This window comes from Thermoleptolyngbya oregonensis NK1-22 (assembly GCF_032705245.1).
GTDB lineage: Bacteria > Cyanobacteriota > Cyanobacteriia > Elainellales > Elainellaceae > Thermoleptolyngbya > Thermoleptolyngbya sichuanensis.
Map to the genome: position 1 here is coordinate 2,646,996 of NZ_CP053540.1, position 22,383 is coordinate 2,669,378.

Consider the following 22,383-nt stretch of genomic DNA (forward strand, 5'->3'; position numbering starts at 1 on the left):
GTCCCCAAGCAGCCCGGTGAAACCGGGCTGCTTTACCGGGACTGCTTGACAGAGAGATTGCTGAACAAGCCGTTCGGCACTGGCTGATTCTCTCAACAGTTTCATTGTTTTCTTTGGAGAGTTCATCCCAAGACCTATGACGATTGCTTCTTCTAACGGATTTACGAACGGATCTAATGGAGCCAACTCCTCACCCACCAAGATTGATACACCGAAGCAGGGCGAAACGCTAACGCTGGAGGTGCGCCCCGATCGCACGACCTCCTATTCCCAAGAGCATACCGAAGTGTCGCAAGAGGACATGATCGACGCAGTGCGAACCATGCTGCTGGGCGTGGGCGAAGACCCAGAGCGGGAAGGTTTGCTCAAGACCCCCAAGCGAGTCGCCGAAGCTATGCGCTTTCTCACCAGTGGCTATAACCAGTCGCTCGAAGAACTGGTGAACGGCGCAATTTTTGATGAAGGGCATAACGAAATGGTGTTGGTGCGCGATATCAACGCCTTCAGCCTGTGCGAACACCACATGCTGCCCTTCATGGGTCGAGTTCATGTCGCCTACATCCCCAATCAGAAAGTGGTGGGGCTGAGCAAGCTGGCCCGCATCGTGGAAATGTATTCTCGCCGCCTCCAGGTGCAAGAACGCCTAACCCGCCAGATTGCCGAAGCGGTGCAAACGATTCTGGAACCCCAGGGCGTGGCGGTGGTCATGGAAGCGACTCATATGTGTATGGTGATGCGCGGGGTGCAAAAACCCGGTTCCTGGACGGTGACCAGCGCCATGCTGGGTGTATTCCAGGAAGATCAGCGCACACGAGAAGAGTTCCTCAGCCTGATCCGCCATCAGCCTGCCTTTTTCTAGAATCCAGGCGCTAGAATCCGGCACGTAGGGCTTGATTTTGGGGCCAGAGCAGTTGCATAACTCGAAGCTGGATAGTACTATTGAACTAACCAACTTCTTGCCACAGTCGGTTTTTGCTTGGGCAGAAGCCGACTTTATTTTTTACTGCCGAGTTTTACTTTTACTGCCGAGTTTTGCCGAGTTTTACTACGAATACACAGTCGCAAGTGGCGCTAGACATGGCATTGCTGAAGCCCATCTAAAAGCCCACAATGCCCGACTGGCAATCCAAAATCATAAATCCAAAATCGCAAATCCCTCCAACTCCGCACGCCTATTCCCCCAATTCCCAGCAACCCTCCATTCCCGACAGGCCCATGAGCATTGAGCAAACAACCCAACTGATCCAACTGATTTTGAACAGTGTGCTGATGGTGGCTGTGGGGGCGGTGGTGTGGCTGGGGTTGATGCTGCGCTGGGTGTGGCTGGATAGTCTGCTGCGGGGGGCGGGGGGAGAGGTGCTGCGAGGTGAACTGAAGGGACTGGGCGATCGCCCCTGGCGGTTGGAACAGTCGTGGAACAGCGTGTCCTATCGGTCGCTGCTGGCGCTGCGGCGGAGCAATCGCCGTCTCAGGCGACACCACCAGATGGTTGCCGTGAGCCTGCTAGTCGCCCACGGATCGCTGCTGCTGCTGGTATCTAGCACGCTGCTGTTGGCCTTGCGGACGCTGGTGCAGGCGAACTGGCTGATTCAGCTTTCGCTGGGCGTGTTTGTGCTGGGGGTCGGCGGGGTGCTGCTGGCACTGGGGCTTTGCCTGGTCGATTGGGCCGTGAGGGAGGAGGGTGGGGCGATGCGCCCGCAGCGCGGCGAGATGAAGCTGTCTCTGAGGCGATCGCCCCGACGAGCAATCGTCGCTCTGGAGGGAACCCTGCGGGACAAAGGCAGCAAGTCTACTCTTCCAGAATTTCTGCCCAATCTTCGATAGGGATACCAAAAGCGCGGGCAATTGTTAAACAATTTTGAAAACAGCGCTAAAGAGATGCAAGCCCGCCTGCAAGTGGCCGGAGTTGAGGGGATCGGAAGCTGCTTATCTGATCTTGCCCATGTGCCCGAAATCGCTCAGGTTATGCTGCGTCGTCAGCACAGACCAAGACCGTGAAACCGGCTCTAAATCGGCACCTGCACCCGTGTCGTCACGGTCATCACGGGGGGCGTTTGCTCTAGCTGCGTAAATTTCCAGCCCACGATCGCCCTATAATCCACCATCATCGTCAGCAGACCAATGCCGGAGGCGGTGTGTTCGTCGTTGAGGGCATTTTGCTCAAGCTGCTGGAGGTAGCGTTCTAGGGGTTGAGCGGCGAGGATGTCCTGGATAAAGCGCTGAAATGGGGCGATCGCCTCTGACTTGACGCTATTGGTTACCCAAAACACCAGGCAATCGGGATGGAGTTGCAGCTTAATGGTGATTGGCTGGCGAGCGGCCTCGTCGTGAAACTTCATCGCATTTTCCAGCAGCTCATTGGCAATGTATCGAACCGCATCCTGCATTTCGGTGCGGCGGTTCAGCGTTTTGGGGTCGCGCTCGTCGGCGGGAAAAAACGTCACCATATAATCCGCCAGAAAATTGGCAGACAGCCCGTTGTTTCGCCAGCGCTGGCGAATCGATTTGGCGCTGGGCGAAAAGCCCAAAATCAGATATTCCTGATTGGGCTGCAAAGCGTCGTCAAATTCTCCGAAGATTTGATTCATGCAGGCGGCTGGAGGCGGATCAGGGGGGCAGATCAGGGAGGCGCAAACGGCAAAAACATGGGCGACGTTATCAGAAGCGCATCAAAGGCACAGAAATAAACAGAACGGCGCAGAATGAATGCACAAAATTTTAATTGGCTTTTTCGATTTTGATCCAGAAGCAAGCGAGACTCAGCGAACTGTCGAGCGCCCTCCTAACGCTGTTTCACAATTAAAAGCGTGATATCATCAAACACTTTTTGCTGTCCAATGTGGCGGCGCACATCGTCAATCACCGCCTGCCGAATCTCAACGGCGGAGCGCTGCCAGTGCTGGCTAATCACCTGACAGAGCCGCTCGATGCCGTAGAGTTCGTGAATTTCGTTGGCGGCCTCGGTGATGCCGTCGGTATATAGCACCACACCATCACCGGGTTGCAAGTGAATGTGGGTGTGGGTGATGAAGTCGGAAATGTCTTCCACCAGACCCACCGGAAAGCCCAGCGTCATGGTGTTAATCGACTCGATCTCGCCGTTGCCCCGCACGACCAGAACTTCCTCGTGCTGTCCGCTGAGCCGCAGTTGACCCGCTTCATAGTCCAGCAGGGCCAGCGTCAGGCTGCGATCGCAGTTCATGCGCTGCACGTTGTCATAAATCACGCGGTTTAGCGTGCTGAGAAAGCGCACCGAGTCGGTTTCCTGCGTGGAGAGCAGCGTTCGCACGGCCGTCTGCACCATGAGCATCAACATGCCGCTTTCTAGTCCATGACCCGTGATATCGCCAATCCCAATCTTGACCGCGCCGTTGTTGTACAGCACGTCATAATAGTCGCCCCCGACTTCATCGGCAGGTTCCATAAACCCGGCAATTTCAAGTCCTTCAATCTGATCTAGCTCATGATCTTTGGGCAGAACCATTTGCTGAATCTGGCGGGTAATGGCCAGTTCTGCGCCCATTCGCAGGTTTTCTGACTGCAACTGCTGATTCAGCAGCGTAATTTCCTCATTGGCGCGGGCAAGCTGGGCGGTGCGTTCCTCGACCTTTTGCTCTAGCGTGCGGTAGAACTGGGCATTTTCCAGGGCGATCGCCGCTTGGGACGAGAGGATATTCAGCACGGTTACTCGCTCTGGCGTAAAGGTATCGGTGGCTAAGTTGTTTTCCAGATACAACAGCCCGATCAGGTTGCCCTGGTTCAAAATGGGTGAACACAGCACGGAACGCGATTGGGACTGCAAGATGTACGGGTCGGTGGTGAAAAGTCCTTCTGCGGCGGCATCCCGCAGCACTACATCTTCGCGGGTGCGCTGTACGTAATGGATCAGCGAGAGGGGCAGTGTCTGTTCGTCGGGCGATCGCGACTGGACCTGCACCTGCTCCTCGCCCTCAAGCATTCCCTCCGCCTCAATTCGCAGCCCGTCTGCCTGAAGCAATAGCAAGCAGCCCTTCTGTGCGCCCGCGTTTTCGATCGCCAGATTCAGCAGCTTTTCTAGCAAATTTGCCAGCACAATTTCTCCAGAAATCGCCTGCGCCGCCCGAATGACTGTATCCAGATCCAGGTTTAGTCCCTGAGTTCCGCCTGTGGAACTGTTTGACCCCAGCGACACCGTTTGGTTCATTAGCTCAGTTCTGGCCGAGGGTTCCATCCGCCGTTCCAAAAACTGGGGGTAGAGGGTGTTGAGAGCATCCACTTTATAGGTCGCTCCCCAGCGCAGGTAAGTATAGCGGGCATCCATCAGGTAAGACTGGGCTAGCCGTTCTTTTCCCAGCGCCAGATAAAACTTACCTGCCAGTTCTTGCGCCAGCGCCAGATCGTTGATAAAGTCGTTGTCCCTAGCGGCCTGGATTGCGTTGTCGTAGGCATCGATGGCTTCGGCCGTGCGCCCCAGCACCCGCAGCCGCTCTGCTTCTAGCAGCAGATGGCGATGCAGGTAATTGGCGGGGCAGTAGGTCGCCCAGCGCTGGGTCATTCGCAGAAACTTGTCAATCTGGCGCAGATATTGCCGCTGTACCTTGGGCGACACGCTGTTATAGCGGGCGAGATAAGATAGCGGCCAGTAAAGATAAAGGCTGGCGTAGAGTGCCGTCATCGGCGAGGATTCTTGGTGCTGGGCGGCTTGTTTGCCCGTTGCGATCGCCGTATCGTAGTCGCCGATATGATACGCCCAGATCACCTTGGACACGTAGCTGTAGAACAGCGGAATGCCTAGTTGTCGGTCGATAAACTGGGGAACCAGTTCGTCTTCGTTAAAAATGCTGCCGACCAGTCGATTCGCGTAGCGATCTGTTCCAGAATCGCCCTCAATGCCCTGACCGCGCAGGTGCAGCACGAGCTGATGCCACGGCAGCATGGAGTAGAGAACCTGCTCTTGCCCAAAGCTGAGAATCTGGGTTTCATACTGCTGAAAGGCCTCGGCCACCTCATACAGCGGTTCGCCCAGCAGCAGTTGGTGAAAGCAATAGACCGAGGCCGCCAGCGAAGCGGCTTCCTGGTTGCCCAGTTCCAATCCTTCGGCGTAGGCGGCAAGGAGTTCGGGGGGCGATCGCCGCAGGGGTTCTTTCCAGTGGCGCAGACAGCTTTCATATCCGACAATGACGATTGTTTTGAACTGGCGGGCATTGAGCCGTTCTATGACTCGCAGGCTGAGTTGACCAAAGTCATAGGCTCGGTCGATATCCCCCAGCCCCGCCCGCAGCATCACGCCATAGGCTACGCCTTGCACTGCCGTCTGGGGCGAACTGCCGTATTTGACGACCAGATTGATCACGCGCAGTGCCGTTACGGCAATCAGATAAGGTGCGGCATTGGCGGCGGCGATAATCGGCGAACCAACGAGCCGCATGATCGCTTCTTTGACCGGATCGGTCATCGGTGGCAGTGCCTCCAGATCGCGGGAAGAGCGGTTGCCGATGACCAAAAAGCGCGTCCGCATCAACTCTAACCCGACCTGGAGGCGGCTGGGGTGGCGGGGAATCTTTAGCCCCAGTCGATTGGCCGCCGTCACAAAGATATCTAGCGCCGCGTCCATGTTGTTTTGGGCAGAGTAAGCGGAGATTTGCGTCTGGTAGGCCTTTACGGTGTCCAGGTCGGAGCGGGCGTTTGAGAGGATCGTCTCCGATAGCTGGTCGACCAGATCAAAATCGCCTTTCAGATACGCGGCCTCGACGGCTTCTTCGTAGAGTGCCAGGGTCAGTTCGTATTGATTAAGCCAACTGTGCTGATCGAGCAGGTCGGCCCCAGCCCGCAGATAGCGCAGCGCCGTGTCGTAAGCGTTGGATTCTTTGGCCTTGGTGCCTGCTTGCAGATTTAGCCGGGCCAGTTCGTGCCGCTCGACGGCGTGGGCGATCAACCCCGCGCCCGTGTTCAGGTGGTTCACAATGTCGAACAGGCGATCCTCCTGCTGTTCGGCGGAACTGTGGGTGAGGAGCGATCGCCCAATGCGGTAGTGGATCGTTTCGCGTTCGGTTTCGGGAATCAGCGAGTAGGCCGCCTGCTGCACCCGGTCGTGCAGAAACCGGAAGGTCAGGTCACGGTTTCGGGACGGGTCGCTCTGCCACTCCTCTGCACTGGACAACTCCTGCCCATTCTGCTCCAGGCTGGCAAACGGATAGCCGCCGCCCAGCGGCATCACCAGCCCTTCCTGCACACTCTGCCACAGGTCGGCCGCCACCGCGCTCTGGGGCAAGTCGGCGGCGATCGCCAGCGTGGGCACGTCGAACTGGTTGCCCAGGCAGGCCGCCAGCCGCAGTACCCGCTGGGTATTGGGTTCCAGCTTCTGGATCTTGTCGGCCATTAGCTCAACGACATCTTCGGGTAGCCCCGTATCGCGAATCTGGCTTAGATCCCACTGCCAGTTTCCTGACGACGCATCGTAGTTGAGTAGCCCTTCGGTATACAGCGACTTGAGAAACTCCGTCAGAAAAAACGGGTTGCCTTCCGTAATCTGCATGACGTAGCTGGCCAGGGGGGCGATCGCCTGCGGTTCGGCACAGCAGGTATCGGCCACGATCTGCTGCACCGTGTCTGCATCCAGCGGGGCCAGGTCAATCTGGTTGACCCGCACGCCCGCCTGCCGAATCTGCTCCAGCGTCAGCATCAGCGGGTGGGCCGGGCTGACTTCGTTGCTGCGGTAGGCTCCTACTAAAAACAGGTAGCGGCTGTCGGGCGCAGTCAGCAGGCGCTCAATTAACTTCAGCGAGGCCACATCTGCCCATTGCAGGTCGTCTAGGAACATCACCAGCGGGTGTTCTGCTTGGGTAAACACCTGGATAAAGTTCTGAAACACCAGGTTAAAGCGATTCTGGGTCGCATCGGGAGCCAGCAGCGGCACCTCCGGCTGGGGGCCGATAATTAGCTCGACTTCAGGAATCACCTCGATCACGACCTGACCGTTGCGCCCCAGCGCCTTCGACAGCAGCGCTTTCCAGCGGTCGATTTGCGTCTGGCTCTCGGTCAGCAGTTGCTGTACTAGCTCCTGAAACGCCTGAATCAGCGCCGAGTAGGGAATATTTCGCTGAAACTGGTCATATTTGCCCGCGATGAAATAGCCTTTGTGGCGCGTGATGGGTTTGTAGATTTCCTGCACCAGCGACGACTTGCCAATGCCCGAATAGCCCGCCACCAGCATCACCTCACTGCGTCCGGCGGCCGTCATCGCGGCCCGCAGCGCTGGCAATTTGGACGGGGTCATCGGTTCTCCAATCGGTTCTCTATCCGCTTGCCCCCGTGCTGTTGATCCTGCGGTCGCCGCTTGGGCCGCTGCTACTCGCTCAAAGCCATCTAGCAAAAGCTGCACCTCTCGCTCTCGCCCGTAGAGCTTTTGGGGAATCTGGAAGCGACCGGAAGCGTCGTCTTGCCCCAGCGGAAAGGGGGCGATCGCCCCAGTGGCCCGCAGGTCTACTAGACAACGCTCCAGATCGGTTTTGAGTCCGTAGGCGCTCTGGTAGCGGTCTTCGGCGTTTTTGGCCAGCAGCTTTAGCACGATCTGCGAAAGAACAGACGGCACGATTGGGTTGACCTCGTGCGGCAGGTCAGGCTGCTTGGCCAGGTGGCTATGGATTAGCTCCATTGGGTCAGACGTGCTAAAGGGCGGATTGCCCGTCAGCAGTTCATACAGGGTAGCCCCCAGCGAGTAAAAATCAGTACGATAGTCTAGCGAGCGGTTCATCCGCCCGGTCTGCTCTGGCGATAGGTAGGCCAGCGTGCCCTCCAGACGGTTCAGCGTTTGCAGCGTCGGGTTTTCCCGCGACAGCACCGTGGCGTTGCCAAAGTCGATCAGCCCGACGCGGCCCGTGTCTGCGTCGTACACCACGTTGGCAGGGTTTACGTCTTTGTGGATGACGCTGGCGGCGTGAACCTGACCCAGAATCTCCGCCAGGGCGATCGCCACCGACAGCACCTCTGGCACATCGAGCGATCGCCTCAGCAGCAGTCGTTGCAGCGACTCGCCGCCAAAGTCCTCCAGCACCAGCACCACGCCGCTCTGGTATGGCTCCAGCCCATAGACGCGGCTGATCCCGTCCACTGCCGACAGCCGATTCAGGATTTCATGCTCCAGCCGAAACCGCGCCAGTTCCTCCAGACTGGGATATTCCGACTGAGTCGCTTTAAGAATCACAGGCACTCGATCCAACTCGCGCTCAGCCCGATAGACCACCGAGCGACTGCTCATGTGGAGTTGGGTCAGCACTTCATAACCTGCAATTACGACCATGCCGGATAAGCGCTAAAACAAAAACTGGGTTCTCAGGATGATACTGTAGACCGGCGGATTTTCGCTGAAATTATTCGGGTTAAACGACACAAAAAACATTGGCACCAGCCCCACATTGTCATTCAGCGGAAAGTAGTAGCTGGCCAGCACATCGACCTGCGTGCCGCCATCGCCATAGCCCCCTACTAGAAACTCCTCACCATCCGTCACGTCAAACGGAATCGTCGCCGCCAGCGTGCCCAGCGCTCCTGGCTTGCCCAGGTCAGAAAACGCAAAGCCCAGTTGAAACGCCTGCACCTCGACATTGCCGCCGTCGCGCAGGGGATTGATCGGGTCAATTTCCGACGTGCTGAAGGAGTAGCGCCCAAACACGGCAAACCCCGGCGACAGGGCCCAGTCAAAATTCAGCACAAAGTTGTGGGCGATGATGTCGTCCACCGTGCCGCCAAAGCCGTCATCTACCGCACCCCGCAGGGAAGTCAGCAGAAAGGGAAACACCGCCAGTCCTTCTGGAACCCCCGGAAACGGCGGCGGCGCTTCCAGCCGACTGCGGTTATACAGCAGGCGAATGTTGGCGTTAAAGCTGGGGGAATAGGTCAGCTCTGCCAGGATGTTGTTGTTGCCGTTGAAAAAGCCGCGGCTGGGGTTGGCCGGGCCGTCGCCGCCGGGGGAAATAAACGGTTCGTCAAAAATCCGCTGCGATCGGTCGTTGCGGGCCAGGTAGCCCGCCCGCAGCAGCCATTGGGGGCTGAGCGTCCACTCAAACAGACCACCTGCCCCCGACAGCCCGTTGCCTGCCAGCGTGCTTTGGTAGAAATTTAGCCCGCTGGAGCCGAAAACGATGTTGGTAAACGGGTTTTGGTCGAAATGGCGAAACGGCAGGATGCGCGGCCCCACCACCAGCCGAAAGTCTTCGCTAAACAGCGGAAGTGCATATTTTAGCTCAAATAACCCGACGGAATTGGGCGACAGCGGCGTAACGGGGTTGGAATCGGCGTAGGGGATGCCAAAGCTGCTAGTAAACCCAGCAGAACTGAAGGCGCTGGCGGGCGGGTCGCCGTTGCCCATTGCCAGGATCATCGTCAGTTCGTCGGTCTGCTGAAAAGACCCCGTGAAGATAAAGTAGGCGGAATAGCTGAGGGTCGTTTCTGGATCATCTCGCACGGTTTCCACCACCGGATCGCCAAACTGCCCCGTTTGCAGGTCAAACTGGCGGGCCGGCCGCCGCGCTGCCGGACTCACACCCGGAACCGTGATGCCTTCGGCCAAAATGTCGCCGCCTGCAAAGGCGTGGCTGAGGTTGAAGGAGGCCAGCGTGTTAAACCGCAGCGTGGTGGAAAACTGGTTGGCTTCCAGTTCAGAAACGGCGGCTTCTAGGTCATCCAGGCGATCGCCCAGGGTGGCCAATTCTGCGGCAAACTCGCGCTGGAGGGCTTCGATGCGGGCGATCGCTTCCGGATCAAGCTGCTCCAGTCGCCCCGTCACTGCATCCAGACAGGCCGCCAGCCCCGCCGCAAACTCGTAGCGCGTCATCGCCTGCCCGCCTAGATACAGCCCGCTGGGGTAGCCCTCTAGACAGTCCAGCCCGCCCTGGGCTTCGTCATTGGCCAGGTAGGCCAGTGCCTCGTAGGCCCAGTCGCCCGGATTCACGTCCGCAAGCTGCGAAACCGAAGTCACCTGCGCCATCTGGTCTACCGCCAGCCCGTTTAGCTCTGCGGATGGGGCAGCGGATTCGGCGACAGATCCGGCTTGATACGTGGTGTGGTCTAGGGCAGATTCATCCAGGGCTTGCGAGTGGGCAGGAAACTCCAGCGCCAACAGTCCGAGGGACAGTCCCAGAATTGCCGAACATCCCTGACGCAGCCGAATGCTAAAGCGGGTGCTGAGGGGGGGAATAGCACGGGCGATCGCCCGATGAGTCTGGAACGGAACGGAATATAAACCCACGATTTCAAATCCTCACACGCTTCAAAATCAGATTCAAAGATTCCCGCAAGGGCTTGTTCAAATTTCGTTCAAAAGCTTGTGCAAAGTTTTGTACAAAGTTGGTTTGAGAAGCATTGAAATCCACATTCAAGGCTGCCTTCACAACCTCGTTCAGAATGGCTAGACAAGGGTAGTCTGACTTTCCTACTCAAGTTCGTACCAGCGTTCGCGGTCTTGTCGAACTCCTGTCAGAGTCTTGTCCACAATCACATCCTGCACAATCGCATCCTGCACAACAGCAGCCTTTAGAAACGTTTCTAGAACGCTCTATCTGCCCGCTCTATCTGCCCGCTCTATCTGCCCGCTCTATCTGCCCGCTCTATCTGCCCCAGATGCACGCTCGCTACCGCAAATTTGCGGGCAAATTTGCATTGCAGGCGAATAATCTACGAGTACTATATAGTAAGTCCGAGTCAAAAACTAGCCGTCTATCAAAATGGGATTCTGAGCAGAACTTTGTGAGTCTAGCCTGGCTGTTTATCCCGATTTCTCTCGTGGCGCTGGGCCTGGCAGGCGGCTACTTTCCGCAGTTGCGCCGCGCCGTGATGGAGTTGCCTCGCCCTCAGGCATTGCAAACCGATGCCGAGTGGGCGGTCGCTTCGCCGCCGCTAATTTCGGTCGTGATTCCGATGTACAACGAGGCTGAAAACCTGGAGGGCTGTATTCGCTCGGTGCTGGACTGCACAAGTCTATCTGCCAACCGCCTCCAGGTCTGGGTGATCGACGACCAATCCACCGACGACACACTGGCGCAGTTGTATGACCTGCAAGCGCGACTGGCTGATCCCCGGCTGCATATCCTGGCGGGCCAGCCCCAACCCGCGAACCAGCGCTGGTCTGGTAAGAACTGGGCCTGCTTTCAAGCCTCGCAGCACGCAGACGGCGACTGGCTGCTGTTTATTGATGCGGACGTGCGGCTCAAGCCGGGGGCGATCGCCTCGATGGTGCAAACGGCGATCGCCCTTCAGGCAGACCTGCTCACCTGCATTCCGCAAGTGGTCAGCGGGTCGCTGGTGGAATGGCTGGTGCAGCCGCTGATGTTTGCCAATGCCGCAGTCACGTTTAATTCTGAAGCCGTGCGCGATCCAAAGTCGCCGACGACCTACGCGCTGGGTCCCTGCCTGCTGTTTTCGCGGGAGAGCTACGCGGCGGCAGGCGGCCACGGCGGCATCGGCGCAGAGGTTGCAGAAGATGTTGCCTTTGCCCGCACGCTCAAGCATCAGGGCTTTCGAGTGGTGCATGTACTCGGTCGCGACCTGCTCAGCCTGCGGATGTATCGCTCCTTTGGAACCCTGTGGGAAGGCTGGACGAAGGTGCTTTACGTCGGCGCAAACTATAGCGTGCCGCTGATGCTGCTGCTGGCGCTGGTGATGCTGTCGATTTACACTGTGCCCTGGCTGGCGCTGGCGATCGCCCTCGCGTCCCTGCTCACCGCTGGTGGCCTGGGCGGCTGGATTTTGCTGCTGCTGGCGATCGCCGGTCTGGGGCTGCAATATGCCATTCGCGCCATCGGCTCCCATGCCCTGGGCACAACGACGCGCTATTGGTGGCTGCACGTTCTCAGCGGCCCGCTGATCACCGCGCTGGCGATCGCCTCTATTATCAAAGCCGAAACGGGCTGGGGCTGGACTTGGCGGGGGCGATCGCTGAAGCCGCTGCGTCGGGTTTCTTCGTCGCGCCACCGCTGAGGCCGATTTTGGATTTTAGATTGCCGATTTTAGATTGCTGATTTTGGATTTTAGATTGCCAGCCCAAAATCCAAAATCCAAAATCCAAAACCTACCTCACTCGTTCAGCAGCAGGTAATACAACTGCCCTGGATGGTTGATCAGCCCAGCGCGATCGCCCGCCAGTCGCCCGCTGCCCATGTAGATATCGACGCGACCGGGCCCGCGAATCGCGCCGCCGGTGTCTTGATCCAGCACATAGCGGCTGACGCGGCGCGGCGTGAGCTGTCCTGCTGCTTCCACCTGGGGGATGTCCGTGCGGATCAGCGCCAGCGCACCGGGCGGAAAAACGGTCTTGTCGGTGGCGATCGCCCGCTCAGCCGTCACGGGCACATTCAGCGACCCGATGGGCGGCGCACCGGCCGTTTCTCGGAAAAACACAAACCGATTGTTGCGCGGAATGTAAACGTCTAACTCTGCCGGGTTGCGCCGAAAATAGTCCAGCACGACGGGCAGGCTCAGCCCCGCTTCGGGAACCTTGCCATCGTTAATCAACTCTCGCCCCAAGCTGGTGTAGGCATAGTCCGTGCGGCCGGCGTAGCCAATGCTGAGGGTCGTGCCGTCCGTCAGTTGCAGCCGCGCCGACCCCTGCACCTGAATGAGAAACGCTTCTAGGCGATCGCGTAACCAGGCAATTTCTAGCCCCCGCAGCGGCCCGGCCGCCCCCTGCAAGCCGTCGATGCCCTCTAGCTGGGCGCGGGTGGGGTGGGGCTTGGGCCAGCGGTCGAGGTCGGGCGGCAGGCGATAGACCGGATAGCGAAACTCGGCGGTGGGGCGGCGGCTGGCGGTGTAGGTCGGCTCGAAATATCCGGTGAAATCGACCGTGCCCTGGCCGTCGCGCCCGATGGATTGATAGAGTGAAAATTCCCGCAGCACGGCTGTTCGCAATTCTTCGGCAGAACGGGTCGATTGCAGCAACTGGCGAAACCGCACCAGGCTGCGGCGGACGCGATCGCGCGTGAAGGGCGGCACAGCCAGGGTACGATAAGCCTCGGCCGCTGCGGGCGTGTTCAAATAGCGCAGCGAATAGTCGATGGCGCGAATCATGGCCGGGCGATCGCCCCCAAATCGCCGAAGCTGCTCATCCAGCGTTGCCGCCGCCTCTAGCTGCGTCGCCTCCACTCGCCGCAGTGGAACGGTCTGCGCCGCCGCCAGCCCTGCACTGCCCAGCCACAGACCCACCGCCAGGGCTGCACCTGCGAATAGGCGGCTGTAAAACCGAGGGCGATCGCCCCACTGCCTTGCTACTATCAATCGTTCCATCACCGTCAAACTCAACTCCAAACCAAGCGCTGGCCCATCTATTTATAACGTTCAGTCGAACCATTCAGTTCCACTGTTCCGGCCCGCGCCCACCCCCAACCTCCCAACCCCTGAAACCTAACCCCCAACCTTGGGCATAATGGAGGGTGCTGATGCAGAGAGCTATGGCATGACTTCAGAGCCGTTTTTGACCATCGATGACCAGCCGATCACCGTATCCCAGGTCTTTCGCTACTTGCAGGCAGGGGGCAAGCTCGACGGGTTCATTGGCGAAATTGTCCGGCAATATGTCATCGAGCGATCGCTCACTGAGGAACCGAACCTCCAGCCTAGTCCGGCAGTGCTGGAACAAGCCGTCGTCGATTTTCGGCTCAGCAACAAACTGACGGATGCCCAAGTCTTCCAGCAGTGGCTTAGCACCAACGGACTGACCTACGAAGCCTTTCATGAGCGCATTGCCATCGGCTTCCGCATGGACAAGCTGCGGCAAAACGTAACGGAGCCAAAGCTCCAGGAATATTTCATCGAGCGCAAAATGTTCCTGGATCGAGTGGTGCTGTCGCGCATTATTGTAGACAGCAAAGATTTGGCAGAGGAACTGCGCCTGCAACTCTCCGAGGGAGCCAGCTTCGAGCAACTGGCGCGAGAGCATTCGCTGCTGGAAGACCGCGTCATGAACGGCATGATGGGCCCCGTCAGCCGGGGCAGTATGCCAGATATCTTGCGGGCGGCGATCGATCTGGCAGAACCGGGGCAAATCGTCGGCCCCATTGAGCTAGAAGGACGCTGGGCCCTGTTTCGCGTCGAAGAACTGCTGCCCGCCGTGCTGGAAAACCCCCAGGTGCGTCAAACCCTGCAAAATGAGCTATTTGACCAGTGGCTTGCCGAAAAAATTCAAACCTTGCCGATTAAAATCAATATTGGAGAATAATGCCCCAAGACCCCCTTGCCAGCATTCCCTGGGATGCCCCTCCCCTCTGCTGGCTCAACGCAGATCAGCAAATTGCTGTCAAAAATCAGGCCGTTGTTCGCTCCTATAAGCTGGGCGAGGTGATCTGGTCGGCCGATGCGCCAGGGGAGCAATATCTGGTGCTGACGGGCAACGTGCGGCTGGTGCCGGAGGAGGGCAAGCCGACGCTGCTAAAGCCGGGGGACTGGTTTGGTGATTTTCCCAGCCTGACGGGCCCCTGGAAGGCGCGGGCGGCGGGCAAAGAGGTGCAGGTGCTGGCGTGGAACAGCGACCTGTGGGATGAGGTGTCGGCGCGGGTTCCCGAAGTGCGCCAGTTTTGGCTGGAGGGGCGATCGCGCTATCAGCCCGACTATTCCGACGCGCCCAAACCCGTGGCAGGGTTTCCCTTTGTGGGCGGCGTGAATTCGGCAGCGGCCTGCCTGACGATGGTGGCTCAGGTGCTAAATGCGCCGACGCAGATCGACTGGGTGCAGCGGCAGTTGCGCGGCCAGTTGCCCAAAGACTTGATTAACGCAGCCGAAAAGCTGGGGCTGCAAATGAAGCGACTGCTGCTGACCGACTGGCGCGACCTGCAAACCGTCAGCTATCCAGCGCTGATGCTGTGGCATCGGGAGCATTGGGTGGTAGCCTACGGCGTGAAGGGCGATCGCCTGCTGATTGCCGACCCGCTCGATGGCGATCGCACCTGCAAAAGCGTCCCCAAGCCCGTCGTCCAATCGGCCTGGGACGGGCAACTGTGGACGGTAGAACCCGTTCAAAAGCAGGACAAATTTAGCCTCAAGTGGTTTTTGCCGGCGGTCTGGAAATATCGCGTGCTGCTGGGGGAGGTGCTGTTTGCCTCGCTAACGCTGCAACTGCTGGGGCTGGGGACACCCGTGATTACGCAAGTAATCATCGACAAGGTGATGGTGCAGGAAAGCATCCCCACGCTAGACGTAATGGGCATTGCGCTGCTGATCATCGCGGTATTCGAGGCGGTGCTGGGCATTTTGCGGATGTTTATCTTTACCCACACGACCAATCGGCTCGATATGGCGCTGTCGGCACAGCTCTTCCGGCACTTGCTGCGGCTGCCGTTATCTTACTTTGAGGCGCGTCGCGTCGGCGACACCGTGGCCCGCGTTCAGGAGCTAGAAGAAATCCGCCAGTTCCTCACCAGCACCGCGCTGACAGTGATTCTAGACAGTATCTTCTCCATCGTGTATCTGGGGATGATGGCGTACTATAGCATCACGCTGACGGGTATCGCGCTGGCCGTGATTCCTCTGTTCGCCATCCTGACGCTGATCAGCACGCCAATCCTCCGCAACTGGCTGAATGAAACCTTCAACCGCAGCGCCGATAGCCAGTCTTACCTGGTGGAAACGATGACGGGGATTCATTCCGTAAAGGCCCATGCGGCAGAACAAACCACGCGCGATCGCTGGGAAGGTTTGTATGCCCGATTTGTCCGCACGGGCTTTCGCGCCACCACCACGGCAAACATCAGCAACCACCTGGGCGATTTTCTCACCAGCCTGTCGGCCCTGCTCATCCTCTGGTTTGGCGCACGGCTGGTGATTAACCAGGATCTCACCATTGGTCAATTGGTGGCATTTCAAATGCTGTCGGGTCGCGTTACGGGGCCGCTGCTGCGACTGATCCAGCTTTGGCAAAACTTGCAGGAAGTGCTGCTGGCGGTCGATCGCATCGGCGACATCCTCAACGTTGCGCCCGAAGCAGAACCCGGCACGGGGTTGACCCTGCCCAACCTGCGCGGCGAAGTCGTGTTTGAAAACGTGTTCTTCCGCTATCAGCCCGACCAGGAAGCAATTCTCAAGGGCATTTCGTTCCGGGCTGAGCCGGGGCAGTTTGTGGGCATCGTCGGGCGCAGTGGCTCCGGCAAGAGTACCTTATCTAAGCTGATTCAGCGGCTCTATCCAGCAGAGGCGGGGCGGATTCTGGTAGACGGCTTCGACATCAAGAGCGCTGACTTATCTTCGTTGCGTCCGCAAATCGCCGTAGTATTGCAAGAAGATTTCTTATTCAACGGCTCTGTGCTGGAAAACATCACCCTGGGTAATCCCAATGTGACGGCAGAGCAGGTGATTGAAGCCGCACGGATGGCAGTAGCCCACGACTTTATCTGCGACTTGCCCCACGGCTATGAAACTAGCGTCGGCGAACGCGGCACAGCCCTCTCTGGCGGACAGCGGCAGCGCATCACCCTGGCGCGAATGTTCCTTTCGGATGCGCCCGTGCTGATTTTGGACGAGGCCACCAGCCACCTGGATGCGGAAACCGAGCAGCAAGTCCTCGAAAATCTGAAGCAGGTGTCGAAAGGGCGGACGCTGTTTTTGATTGCTCACCGCTTTGCCCCGCTAAAACGCGCCGACCTGATCCTGACGATGGAAAAGGGCGTGATTGTGGAGCGGGGCACCCACGACTCGCTGTTGCAGGAAAAAGGGCTATATTATTCCCTCTATCAGCGCCAGCAAATGTCGGTTTGAGCCATCCCGCGCTCAGCTAAAGATCTCGGCAGGTGTGAGCGCAAAGGCAGGCAAAACCGTCGATTGAATGGCTTCTGCCTCGCCGTAAACCTGGTCTTCGTACTGACCATTGACCCAGAGGCACAGCGTCACCTGTCGGGTTTCAGGATCGACAATCCAATATTCTGCGATGCCGCGAGCCGCGTACTCGGTGCGTTTGTGGCGATAGTCGCGGTCACGATTGACCTGACCGGGGCTAACCACTTCCACGACTAGCGCTGGGGGCGGCATGTCGCGAGTGATTGTGGCGCGGGAAGCACCCGCCACAGCCGCCTTTGAGTCTTCTGTATGCACCAGCAGATCGGGAATCCGCGCTGTGGCCCGTCGCCCGGTCACTTCAATTTCTGTATCTTTATAGGCTAAGAGAGCGATAGGCAGGTGTTTCGCAAATTCAAACAACAGCTTGCGGGCGATATCGTTGTTCGCTTCAGATTCGGGGGGCATTTCGACCAGCGCTCCATTCACCAATTCATAACGAGTATCTGTACCGTCGTCGTGGCGCAAATAGTCCTCAAAAGTCAGGCATTGGGACTCGGTGGAGGTGGCTTGGCTCATGGATACGGCGCTCCGCTTGCACAGGATCGTTGGGGTTATTTTAACGAGATTTCTTATGCGTCGGGCGATCGCAGCACCGCATCTCCTGTACCGTCGTTTATAAAATTGCTCGCGCCTTTGATCTCCCTATCGAAATCGAAGATCGGGTAGAAATTCTGGAAGAGTAGACTGGCTGCCTTTGTCCAGCAGGGTTCCCTCCGGGGCAACGATTGCTCGTCGGGGCGATCGCCACCTAACATGGCTGGGTTAGTCGGCATTATATTGCTCAATCATCGCCAGGAGTTCTTGCTTAAAGCGATCGCGCACTGCCTCTGGCGACACAATCACACACTCAGAGCCATAGCGTCGCACCTCGCGAAAGAACCAGAACGTGTTGTGAATGCGGCGAACAACTCGTCGAATTTGCTGCTCAGGCAGCCACTCGTTGGTCAGATCAGCTCCCGTTTTTGTGCGATAGCCAAGGGCTAGCCCCCGCCTTAGATGAAGCTCAATCTCGATGTGGCTTAACTCTGGTTGCCATTGACCGTCGGCAGGAGCAATGACGGCTTCATCCGGGATTCGATCCAGCCGCAATGACCGATTGTGCCGCAGTGGTTCAATATCCTGGTTCCCCTCCGTCTCATCGCACCAGCAGTCGAGATATTGGCGATCTTCGTGACGCTCGATCTTGGCGTGGCGTACAGTAAAGTTCCACAGGCGATCGGCAGCATCTTGATAGACCAGCTTAAAGGGTCGGTGTAGCCGAATGCAGCGATCGAGGTCAGTGCGCCAGGGGGCGGTGGGCTGGTTGACCCAGCACTCAATTTCTTGACGCAGCGGGTGGCTCAGTTCGCTTCGTTCTAGGAGCAACTGGGCTAGCTCTAGGGCTTCGTTGATCTGACCCGCGTCTTTGAGCAAATTCAGCGCTTTGTTACAGGTATCGATGCGATCGCGGCTCCAGTCGTGGTTTACCGCTAGCCGCAGCTTTCCACGGGCGATCGCCTTCAGCAGCTTCGAGACATTGGGCTTGTCTCCCCAGGTCTGGTCAAAATCCAGCGCCAACTGCTCTAGCTGAGCTTTTTCATGCTCCTCGATCGAGAGCGTAATAGAAGATCGTTTCTGAGGCATAGGCGATTTCCGGAAAAATGTACGTACACTTTGTGCGTTCAAATATTGACTCTCCCCCATTATCTCTGTAAACATAGGCTCATTCCACAAAGCACGTACACTTTATCCAGTCAATCGATGCCCTTTCGCGCAATGCAAGCCTCATTGGCACAAGTTTTGATTTTTCAACGTTTACTGTCTGAATTGGGATTCACACAGCAAATTTGGGAGTAATACAAGGGGAACTCGCATGACCATGATGGAAAAGCTGAGGCATGTGCTGAGTGACGGCCAGTGGCACTCGACCCCAGAACTAGTGGAGCGGGTGGGGCATCGGTTTTCTGCTGCGCTGCATCGCGCAGTCAAGGAGCATCAGTGGCAGGTAGAAAAACGGCGATCGGATTTGAAGACGTTTGAGTATCGGCTGATTGGAAACGGCCAATCCTGAAGACTGTTCAAGCAAAAAATCTCCTGAATTTAGTTATGTATTCAATCCGGTTAAACCCTGTTTATTCTTGCCCTGCTGACGAAATCCCTCCAACCGTTAAGCTCCCTGAAGGATGGCAGCTTTCGTGGCATCAGGTTGAAACGCTGAAGGCACTGAAAGATCCGGCTGTGGATGTGGTGTTTAATACAGCTATGACTGGAGATGGAAAGAGTCTGGCAGCCTATCTAACCGTTTTACAAGGAGAAAGTGCTGCGATCGCGCTTTACCCAACCAATGCGCTTGCCCGTGATCAAGAGCTTCAAGTCAATGACTACATCTCCATATTTCAACCTCCTAATGCACCCCGAGTTAACCGACTCAGCGGCCCAGAGCTAGAAGTGTTTGCTGAAAATGAAAACTTACGAAAAGGAAGCGCGATCGCCAATCGTGCAGGTCAATCCGAAGTCTTGATTACCAATCCCGATATTTTTCACTATCTCCACCGGGGGGCTTATTTAACCTCTAAAGACAACCCCGATAAGCTATGGAATCGTATTAACAAAGATTTTGATCTCTTCATCTTTGATGAATTTCACGTCTTTGCGGCTCCTCAAGTCGCCAGCGTCCTCAACACCATGTTGCTGATTCAGGCTACAAATCGACGCAAGAAGTTTCTCTTTCTATCGGCTACACCAAGCCAGCCTCTCCTAGAACGAATGAAGGCTGCTGGGTTTCGGTGTCGGCTTATTAGCCCGGCAGACGAGGGAAAGTATCGATTTCCAAATACTGAGCGTGAAGCCTATGAGTTAGAGGCTCAGCACTGGCGCCAGGTAGCACGCACGATTCACCTAGATTTTGTGCCGCTGGAACCAACCTCTCGATCGTCCGAGACTTGGCTCCGGGAAAATCAGGCGCTAATCCTACATCAATTTCTAGAGCATCCTGGCAGCAAGGGAGCCATTATTCTAAACTCTATCGCAGCAGTAAAGCGGCTGACCCCGATCTTTAGAGACCTATTTGCAGATCACGGTTTTACAGTTCGAGAAAACACAGGGCTGACTGGAAATCAAGAAAAAATAGAATCACTGGACGCGGATCTAGTCATTGGCACCAGCACGATTGATGTCGGAGTTGATTTCAAAATTAACTTTCTTATTTTTGAGTCTTCCGATGCCGGTAATTTTATTCAGCGACTAGGTCGGCTCGGTCGTCATGATGGTTATCAAAAAAATGGACAGGATGTTCGGTTTGACGGATTTAAGGCTTACGCTTTAGTTCCAAATTTCTTTGTGGAGCGGCTCTTTATTGGAGAGGATGCTGTTTTGTCGGATGGTGATGTGTGCGATCGCCTTTATTTCCAAAACTTGATCCGTGAAAAATATCGCCAAATTAATAACTTTGAAGGCTATTACGCAAAGTGGGGCATGGTTCAATCGGCTCAAATTTGTTGGAGCTTAAAGCATCAATCCATCGAATCTCAGTATGCGGAAAGTCTTAAGGTCTTTCAAACAAATTGTCAAAAAGTGTTTAGGGGTCGATTTGGCGCAGTTGCTCAGGACATTCGAGAATGGAAAGCTGAATGGGGCAGGACGGGGAACCCCATTGCTGAAGAGGCTGGAAGCTTTCGGGGATCTAGCCTGCTGCAATGTGGTTTGTACGACCTGACGGAGCCTGATCAGCGCGATCGCTTCAAAACCTACGATCTGCCGGGCATACTTAGCAACCTGGAGATCGAGATGTGGACGAAGAGTGGCTTTCTGGAAACGCTTAAGGAGACCGCTGAGCGAACCGGACAGCCGATTGCTAAGGGACGTTTCGGAGATTGCCTGGGCTTCATGAAGCTGCGGGGCTATCGCGAGGAGCGACTGGATTGGAAATTCACCTATCCTGGCGACCTGCAACCGATCGCCGATGCCTGGAAGGTGCAGGTTTTAGCAAGGCTACAAATTTGGCAACCAGACAACCCGTGGGTTGGGGCAATCAATCGCCGCCTGCAAGAGCAAGCGCTAGTCTGCTACGTGCTGCGTAAACCTATGCTGGAGGTGCGTCTGCGGTTGCAGCTACCCATGCATTTTCAGATTTACCCGATCAGCGATCTGAACAGCGTGCATGATGCGATCGCCCCCTATTCAGTGGCATTTGGCCAATCCGCCTTGCTCATAGACACCCTCGCCCACCGATTCAAACGCGACGGAGGTGAAATGTGGGTTGTATAGTGTCGATCCCTGAGAGGGATTTTGGGTTAGATGGCAGGGAAGAGCTGACGCCAGTAAGTTCAGACGTATTTGTTTCAATCCCTCAAAGGGATTTTAAATGCTCTCTTTATTGCTGCCTGTCAGTTAAATATATCAGATTCTAAGAAGTCTTGACCTTTTTGAATGGTTAAATAAGTCTGAAACTTAACACCTTGACACCAATTATCGATTCGTCTATTGTTGAGCCATCTCGGTGAGAGATTCGTTTGTACTATTTGATCATTTGGAGGCTTAGATGTGCCGCAAGAAGAAAACAAAGTTGGAGCTACTTTTGGAAATCCTTTCCGATCATGAATGGCACTCGAGCGAGGAGCTCGCTGCCAAGGTAGGCTGGCGATTTGGTGCCACCATCAAAGAAGCTCGCTATCGGAACCACGCGATCGAAACTGATAACGAAGGCAAAAAATGGAGGTATAGATTGGCCAAGGCATAGCGCTGTGTAGAGTGCGGGGTTCTCCACTTTGATGGAGAACCCGGAAGGGAAGCAAAAAAAGCTTTCGGCATTAAGTTCAGGCGTAGGTAGTCTCGACCCCCTTTCAACAAAGGCTGGCCAAGTCACCAAAAAGCTGCTTAAGTCAAAGTATGGATTTTCCTTTACTGCTTCCCTTTCTCTAACTTCCTTTGGAACAATTACGCTACAGCAATCTTTTGGAGACCTGATTCATGAATAATCAAGAGTTGTTGAATCGCATCACGACCAACCCGCAAATCTTTAACGGCAAGCCCATCATTCGGGGTCGGCGGCTGGCGGTAGAGCATGTTTTGGGAATGCTGGCGGCGGGGGATACCATCGAAACGCTTTTAGAAGGCTATCCCTGGCTGGAGCGAGAAGATGTTTTGGCTTGCCTTGCCTATGCCTATCGTCTGGTGGCCCATGAGCGGATCGAGCCGCTGCTGGTGGAGACTCAGCCGTGAAGCTCCTCTTGGATACCTGTGTTTGGGGTGGGGTGAAGTCTGGGTTGGAATCTGCTGGACACGATGTAGTTTGGTTGGGCGAGTGGGAGCAAGATCCGGGTGATGAAGAGATCTTGGCGATCGCCCATCGTAGTGAGCGCATTCTGATTACGCTTGACAAAGATTTTGGCGAATTGGCGATTGTCAAGGGCGCACCCCATTGCGGCATTCTCCGTTTGGTCAATCTTAGCGGCAGACAGCAAACAGCCGTCTGTCTTCGGGTGTTTGAACTTTATAGAGATGAACTGATGACGGGGGCAATTGTCGCGGCTGGATTAGATCGAGTCAGAATTCGCTCATTTAACGAAACGTAGGGTGTCATCTACGTACACAGCTAGAGATTTACTTTGATTG

The 22,383-nt window shown here is 56.4% G+C and carries 15 protein-coding genes and 1 pseudogene; 10 read left to right on the forward strand and 6 right to left on the reverse strand.

Annotated features, from left to right (window positions below):
- The first annotated feature begins 136 nt into the window (after window positions 1–136).
- The 3 genes and pseudogenes from folE to HNI00_RS22130 form a co-directional block, all read left to right on the forward strand.
- Window positions 137–859: a GTP cyclohydrolase I FolE gene (gene folE / locus HNI00_RS11410; protein WP_420156202.1), complete on the forward strand. Its 723-nt coding sequence runs from the start codon at window positions 137–139 to the stop codon at window positions 857–859.
- 356 nt (window positions 860–1,215) lie between these two features.
- The gene (locus HNI00_RS11415; RefSeq protein ID WP_316786228.1) at window positions 1,216–1,824 is read left to right on the forward strand and encodes a hypothetical protein; all 609 of its coding nucleotides are present in this window, start codon (window positions 1,216–1,218) and stop codon (window positions 1,822–1,824) included.
- 48 nt (window positions 1,825–1,872) lie between these two features.
- Window positions 1,873–1,980 (forward strand): annotated as a pseudogene (locus tag HNI00_RS22130) (SPFH domain-containing protein); the annotation flags it as partial.
- 26 nt (window positions 1,981–2,006) lie between these two features.
- Here the strand turns inward: HNI00_RS22130 and HNI00_RS11420 are convergent.
- From HNI00_RS11420 to HNI00_RS11430, 3 genes are all read right to left on the reverse strand, one after another.
- A complete protein-coding gene (locus HNI00_RS11420) occupies window positions 2,007–2,588 on the reverse strand; it encodes a slr1658 family protein (RefSeq protein WP_316786230.1) in 582 nt (193 codons plus the stop codon).
- 194 nt (window positions 2,589–2,782) lie between these two features.
- On the reverse strand, window positions 2,783–8,278 hold the full coding sequence (locus HNI00_RS11425; RefSeq protein ID WP_316786232.1) for an AAA family ATPase: 5,496 nt from the start codon (window positions 8,276–8,278) through the stop codon (window positions 2,783–2,785).
- A gap of 12 nt (window positions 8,279–8,290) precedes the next feature.
- The gene (locus tag HNI00_RS11430; RefSeq protein WP_316786234.1) at window positions 8,291–10,225 is read right to left on the reverse strand and encodes an iron uptake porin; all 1,935 of its coding nucleotides are present in this window, start codon (window positions 10,223–10,225) and stop codon (window positions 8,291–8,293) included.
- A 497-nt stretch (window positions 10,226–10,722) separates the two neighbouring features.
- On the opposite strand from HNI00_RS11430, the gene HNI00_RS11435 reads away from it, so the two are divergent.
- Window positions 10,723–11,952, forward strand: coding sequence for a glycosyltransferase family 2 protein (locus HNI00_RS11435; RefSeq protein WP_316786236.1), 1,230 nt, complete (start codon window positions 10,723–10,725; stop codon window positions 11,950–11,952).
- A gap of 96 nt (window positions 11,953–12,048) precedes the next feature.
- On the opposite strand, the gene mltA is transcribed toward HNI00_RS11435, so the two are convergent.
- On the reverse strand, window positions 12,049–13,254 hold the full coding sequence (gene mltA, locus HNI00_RS11440) for a murein transglycosylase A (protein ID WP_316786238.1): 1,206 nt from the start codon (window positions 13,252–13,254) through the stop codon (window positions 12,049–12,051).
- 169 nt (window positions 13,255–13,423) lie between these two features.
- On the opposite strand from mltA, the gene HNI00_RS11445 reads away from it, so the two are divergent.
- Entirely contained in the window at window positions 13,424–14,185 is a 762-nt protein-coding gene (locus HNI00_RS11445; protein WP_420156350.1) for a peptidylprolyl isomerase, read from the forward strand.
- Window positions 14,185–16,713 carry a type I secretion system permease/ATPase gene (locus HNI00_RS11450; RefSeq protein WP_316786241.1) on the forward strand — a complete coding sequence of 843 codons (2,529 nt, stop codon included), beginning with the start codon at window positions 14,185–14,187 and terminating at the stop codon, window positions 16,711–16,713. Before HNI00_RS11445 ends, HNI00_RS11450 begins: the two co-directional genes overlap by 1 nt.
- 12 nt (window positions 16,714–16,725) lie before the next feature.
- On the opposite strand, the gene HNI00_RS11455 is transcribed toward HNI00_RS11450, so the two are convergent.
- Window positions 16,726–17,307 (reverse strand): Uma2 family endonuclease, encoded by a 582-nt coding sequence (locus HNI00_RS11455; RefSeq protein ID WP_316786243.1) that lies wholly within the window; start codon window positions 17,305–17,307, stop codon window positions 16,726–16,728.
- A 246-nt stretch (window positions 17,308–17,553) separates the two neighbouring features.
- Complete coding sequence (locus tag HNI00_RS11460; RefSeq protein ID WP_316786245.1) at window positions 17,554–18,414, reverse strand: helix-turn-helix transcriptional regulator; 861 nt, start codon at window positions 18,412–18,414, stop codon at window positions 17,554–17,556.
- 229 nt (window positions 18,415–18,643) lie between these two features.
- On the opposite strand from HNI00_RS11460, the gene HNI00_RS11465 reads away from it, so the two are divergent.
- The 4 genes from HNI00_RS11465 (at window position 18,644) to HNI00_RS11480 (ending at window position 22,343) form a co-directional block, all read left to right on the forward strand.
- Window positions 18,644–18,841 (forward strand): hypothetical protein, encoded by a 198-nt coding sequence (locus tag HNI00_RS11465; protein WP_316786247.1) that lies wholly within the window; start codon window positions 18,644–18,646, stop codon window positions 18,839–18,841.
- Between the two features lie 35 nt (window positions 18,842–18,876).
- On the forward strand, window positions 18,877–21,036 hold the full coding sequence (cas3, locus tag HNI00_RS11470) for a type I-D CRISPR-associated helicase Cas3' (RefSeq protein WP_316786249.1): 2,160 nt from the start codon (window positions 18,877–18,879) through the stop codon (window positions 21,034–21,036).
- 702 nt (window positions 21,037–21,738) lie between these two features.
- The gene (locus HNI00_RS11475; RefSeq protein WP_316786252.1) at window positions 21,739–21,990 is read left to right on the forward strand and encodes a DUF433 domain-containing protein; all 252 of its coding nucleotides are present in this window, start codon (window positions 21,739–21,741) and stop codon (window positions 21,988–21,990) included.
- Complete coding sequence (locus HNI00_RS11480; protein ID WP_316786254.1) at window positions 21,987–22,343, forward strand: DUF5615 family PIN-like protein; 357 nt, start codon at window positions 21,987–21,989, stop codon at window positions 22,341–22,343. The genes HNI00_RS11475 and HNI00_RS11480 overlap by 4 nt, the downstream gene beginning before the upstream one ends.
- Window positions 22,344–22,383: the final 40 nt, after the last annotated feature.

What these genes read in the sequence shown, in the direction of transcription:
- HNI00_RS11465 (WP_316786247.1), top strand. Translation starts at nt 18,644, where the DNA reads ATGACCATGATGGAAAAGCTGAGGCATGTGCTGAGTGACGGCCAGTGG.
- HNI00_RS11420 (WP_316786230.1), bottom strand. Translation starts at nt 2,588, where the DNA reads ATGAATCAAATCTTCGGAGAATTTGACGACGCTTTGCAGCCCAATCAG.
- cas3 (WP_316786249.1), top strand. Translation starts at nt 18,877, where the DNA reads ATGTATTCAATCCGGTTAAACCCTGTTTATTCTTGCCCTGCTGACGAA.
- mltA (WP_316786238.1), bottom strand. Translation starts at nt 13,254, where the DNA reads ATGGAACGATTGATAGTAGCAAGGCAGTGGGGCGATCGCCCTCGGTTT.
- HNI00_RS11475 (WP_316786252.1), top strand. Translation starts at nt 21,739, where the DNA reads ATGAATAATCAAGAGTTGTTGAATCGCATCACGACCAACCCGCAAATC.
- HNI00_RS11445 (WP_420156350.1), top strand. Translation starts at nt 13,424, where the DNA reads ATGACTTCAGAGCCGTTTTTGACCATCGATGACCAGCCGATCACCGTA.
- HNI00_RS11425 (WP_316786232.1), bottom strand. Translation starts at nt 8,278, where the DNA reads ATGGTCGTAATTGCAGGTTATGAAGTGCTGACCCAACTCCACATGAGC.
- folE (WP_420156202.1), top strand. Translation starts at nt 137, where the DNA reads ATGACGATTGCTTCTTCTAACGGATTTACGAACGGATCTAATGGAGCC.
- HNI00_RS11450 (WP_316786241.1), top strand. Translation starts at nt 14,185, where the DNA reads ATGCCCCAAGACCCCCTTGCCAGCATTCCCTGGGATGCCCCTCCCCTC.
- HNI00_RS11455 (WP_316786243.1), bottom strand. Translation starts at nt 17,307, where the DNA reads ATGAGCCAAGCCACCTCCACCGAGTCCCAATGCCTGACTTTTGAGGAC.
- HNI00_RS11415 (WP_316786228.1), top strand. Translation starts at nt 1,216, where the DNA reads ATGAGCATTGAGCAAACAACCCAACTGATCCAACTGATTTTGAACAGT.
- HNI00_RS11460 (WP_316786245.1), bottom strand. Translation starts at nt 18,414, where the DNA reads ATGCCTCAGAAACGATCTTCTATTACGCTCTCGATCGAGGAGCATGAA.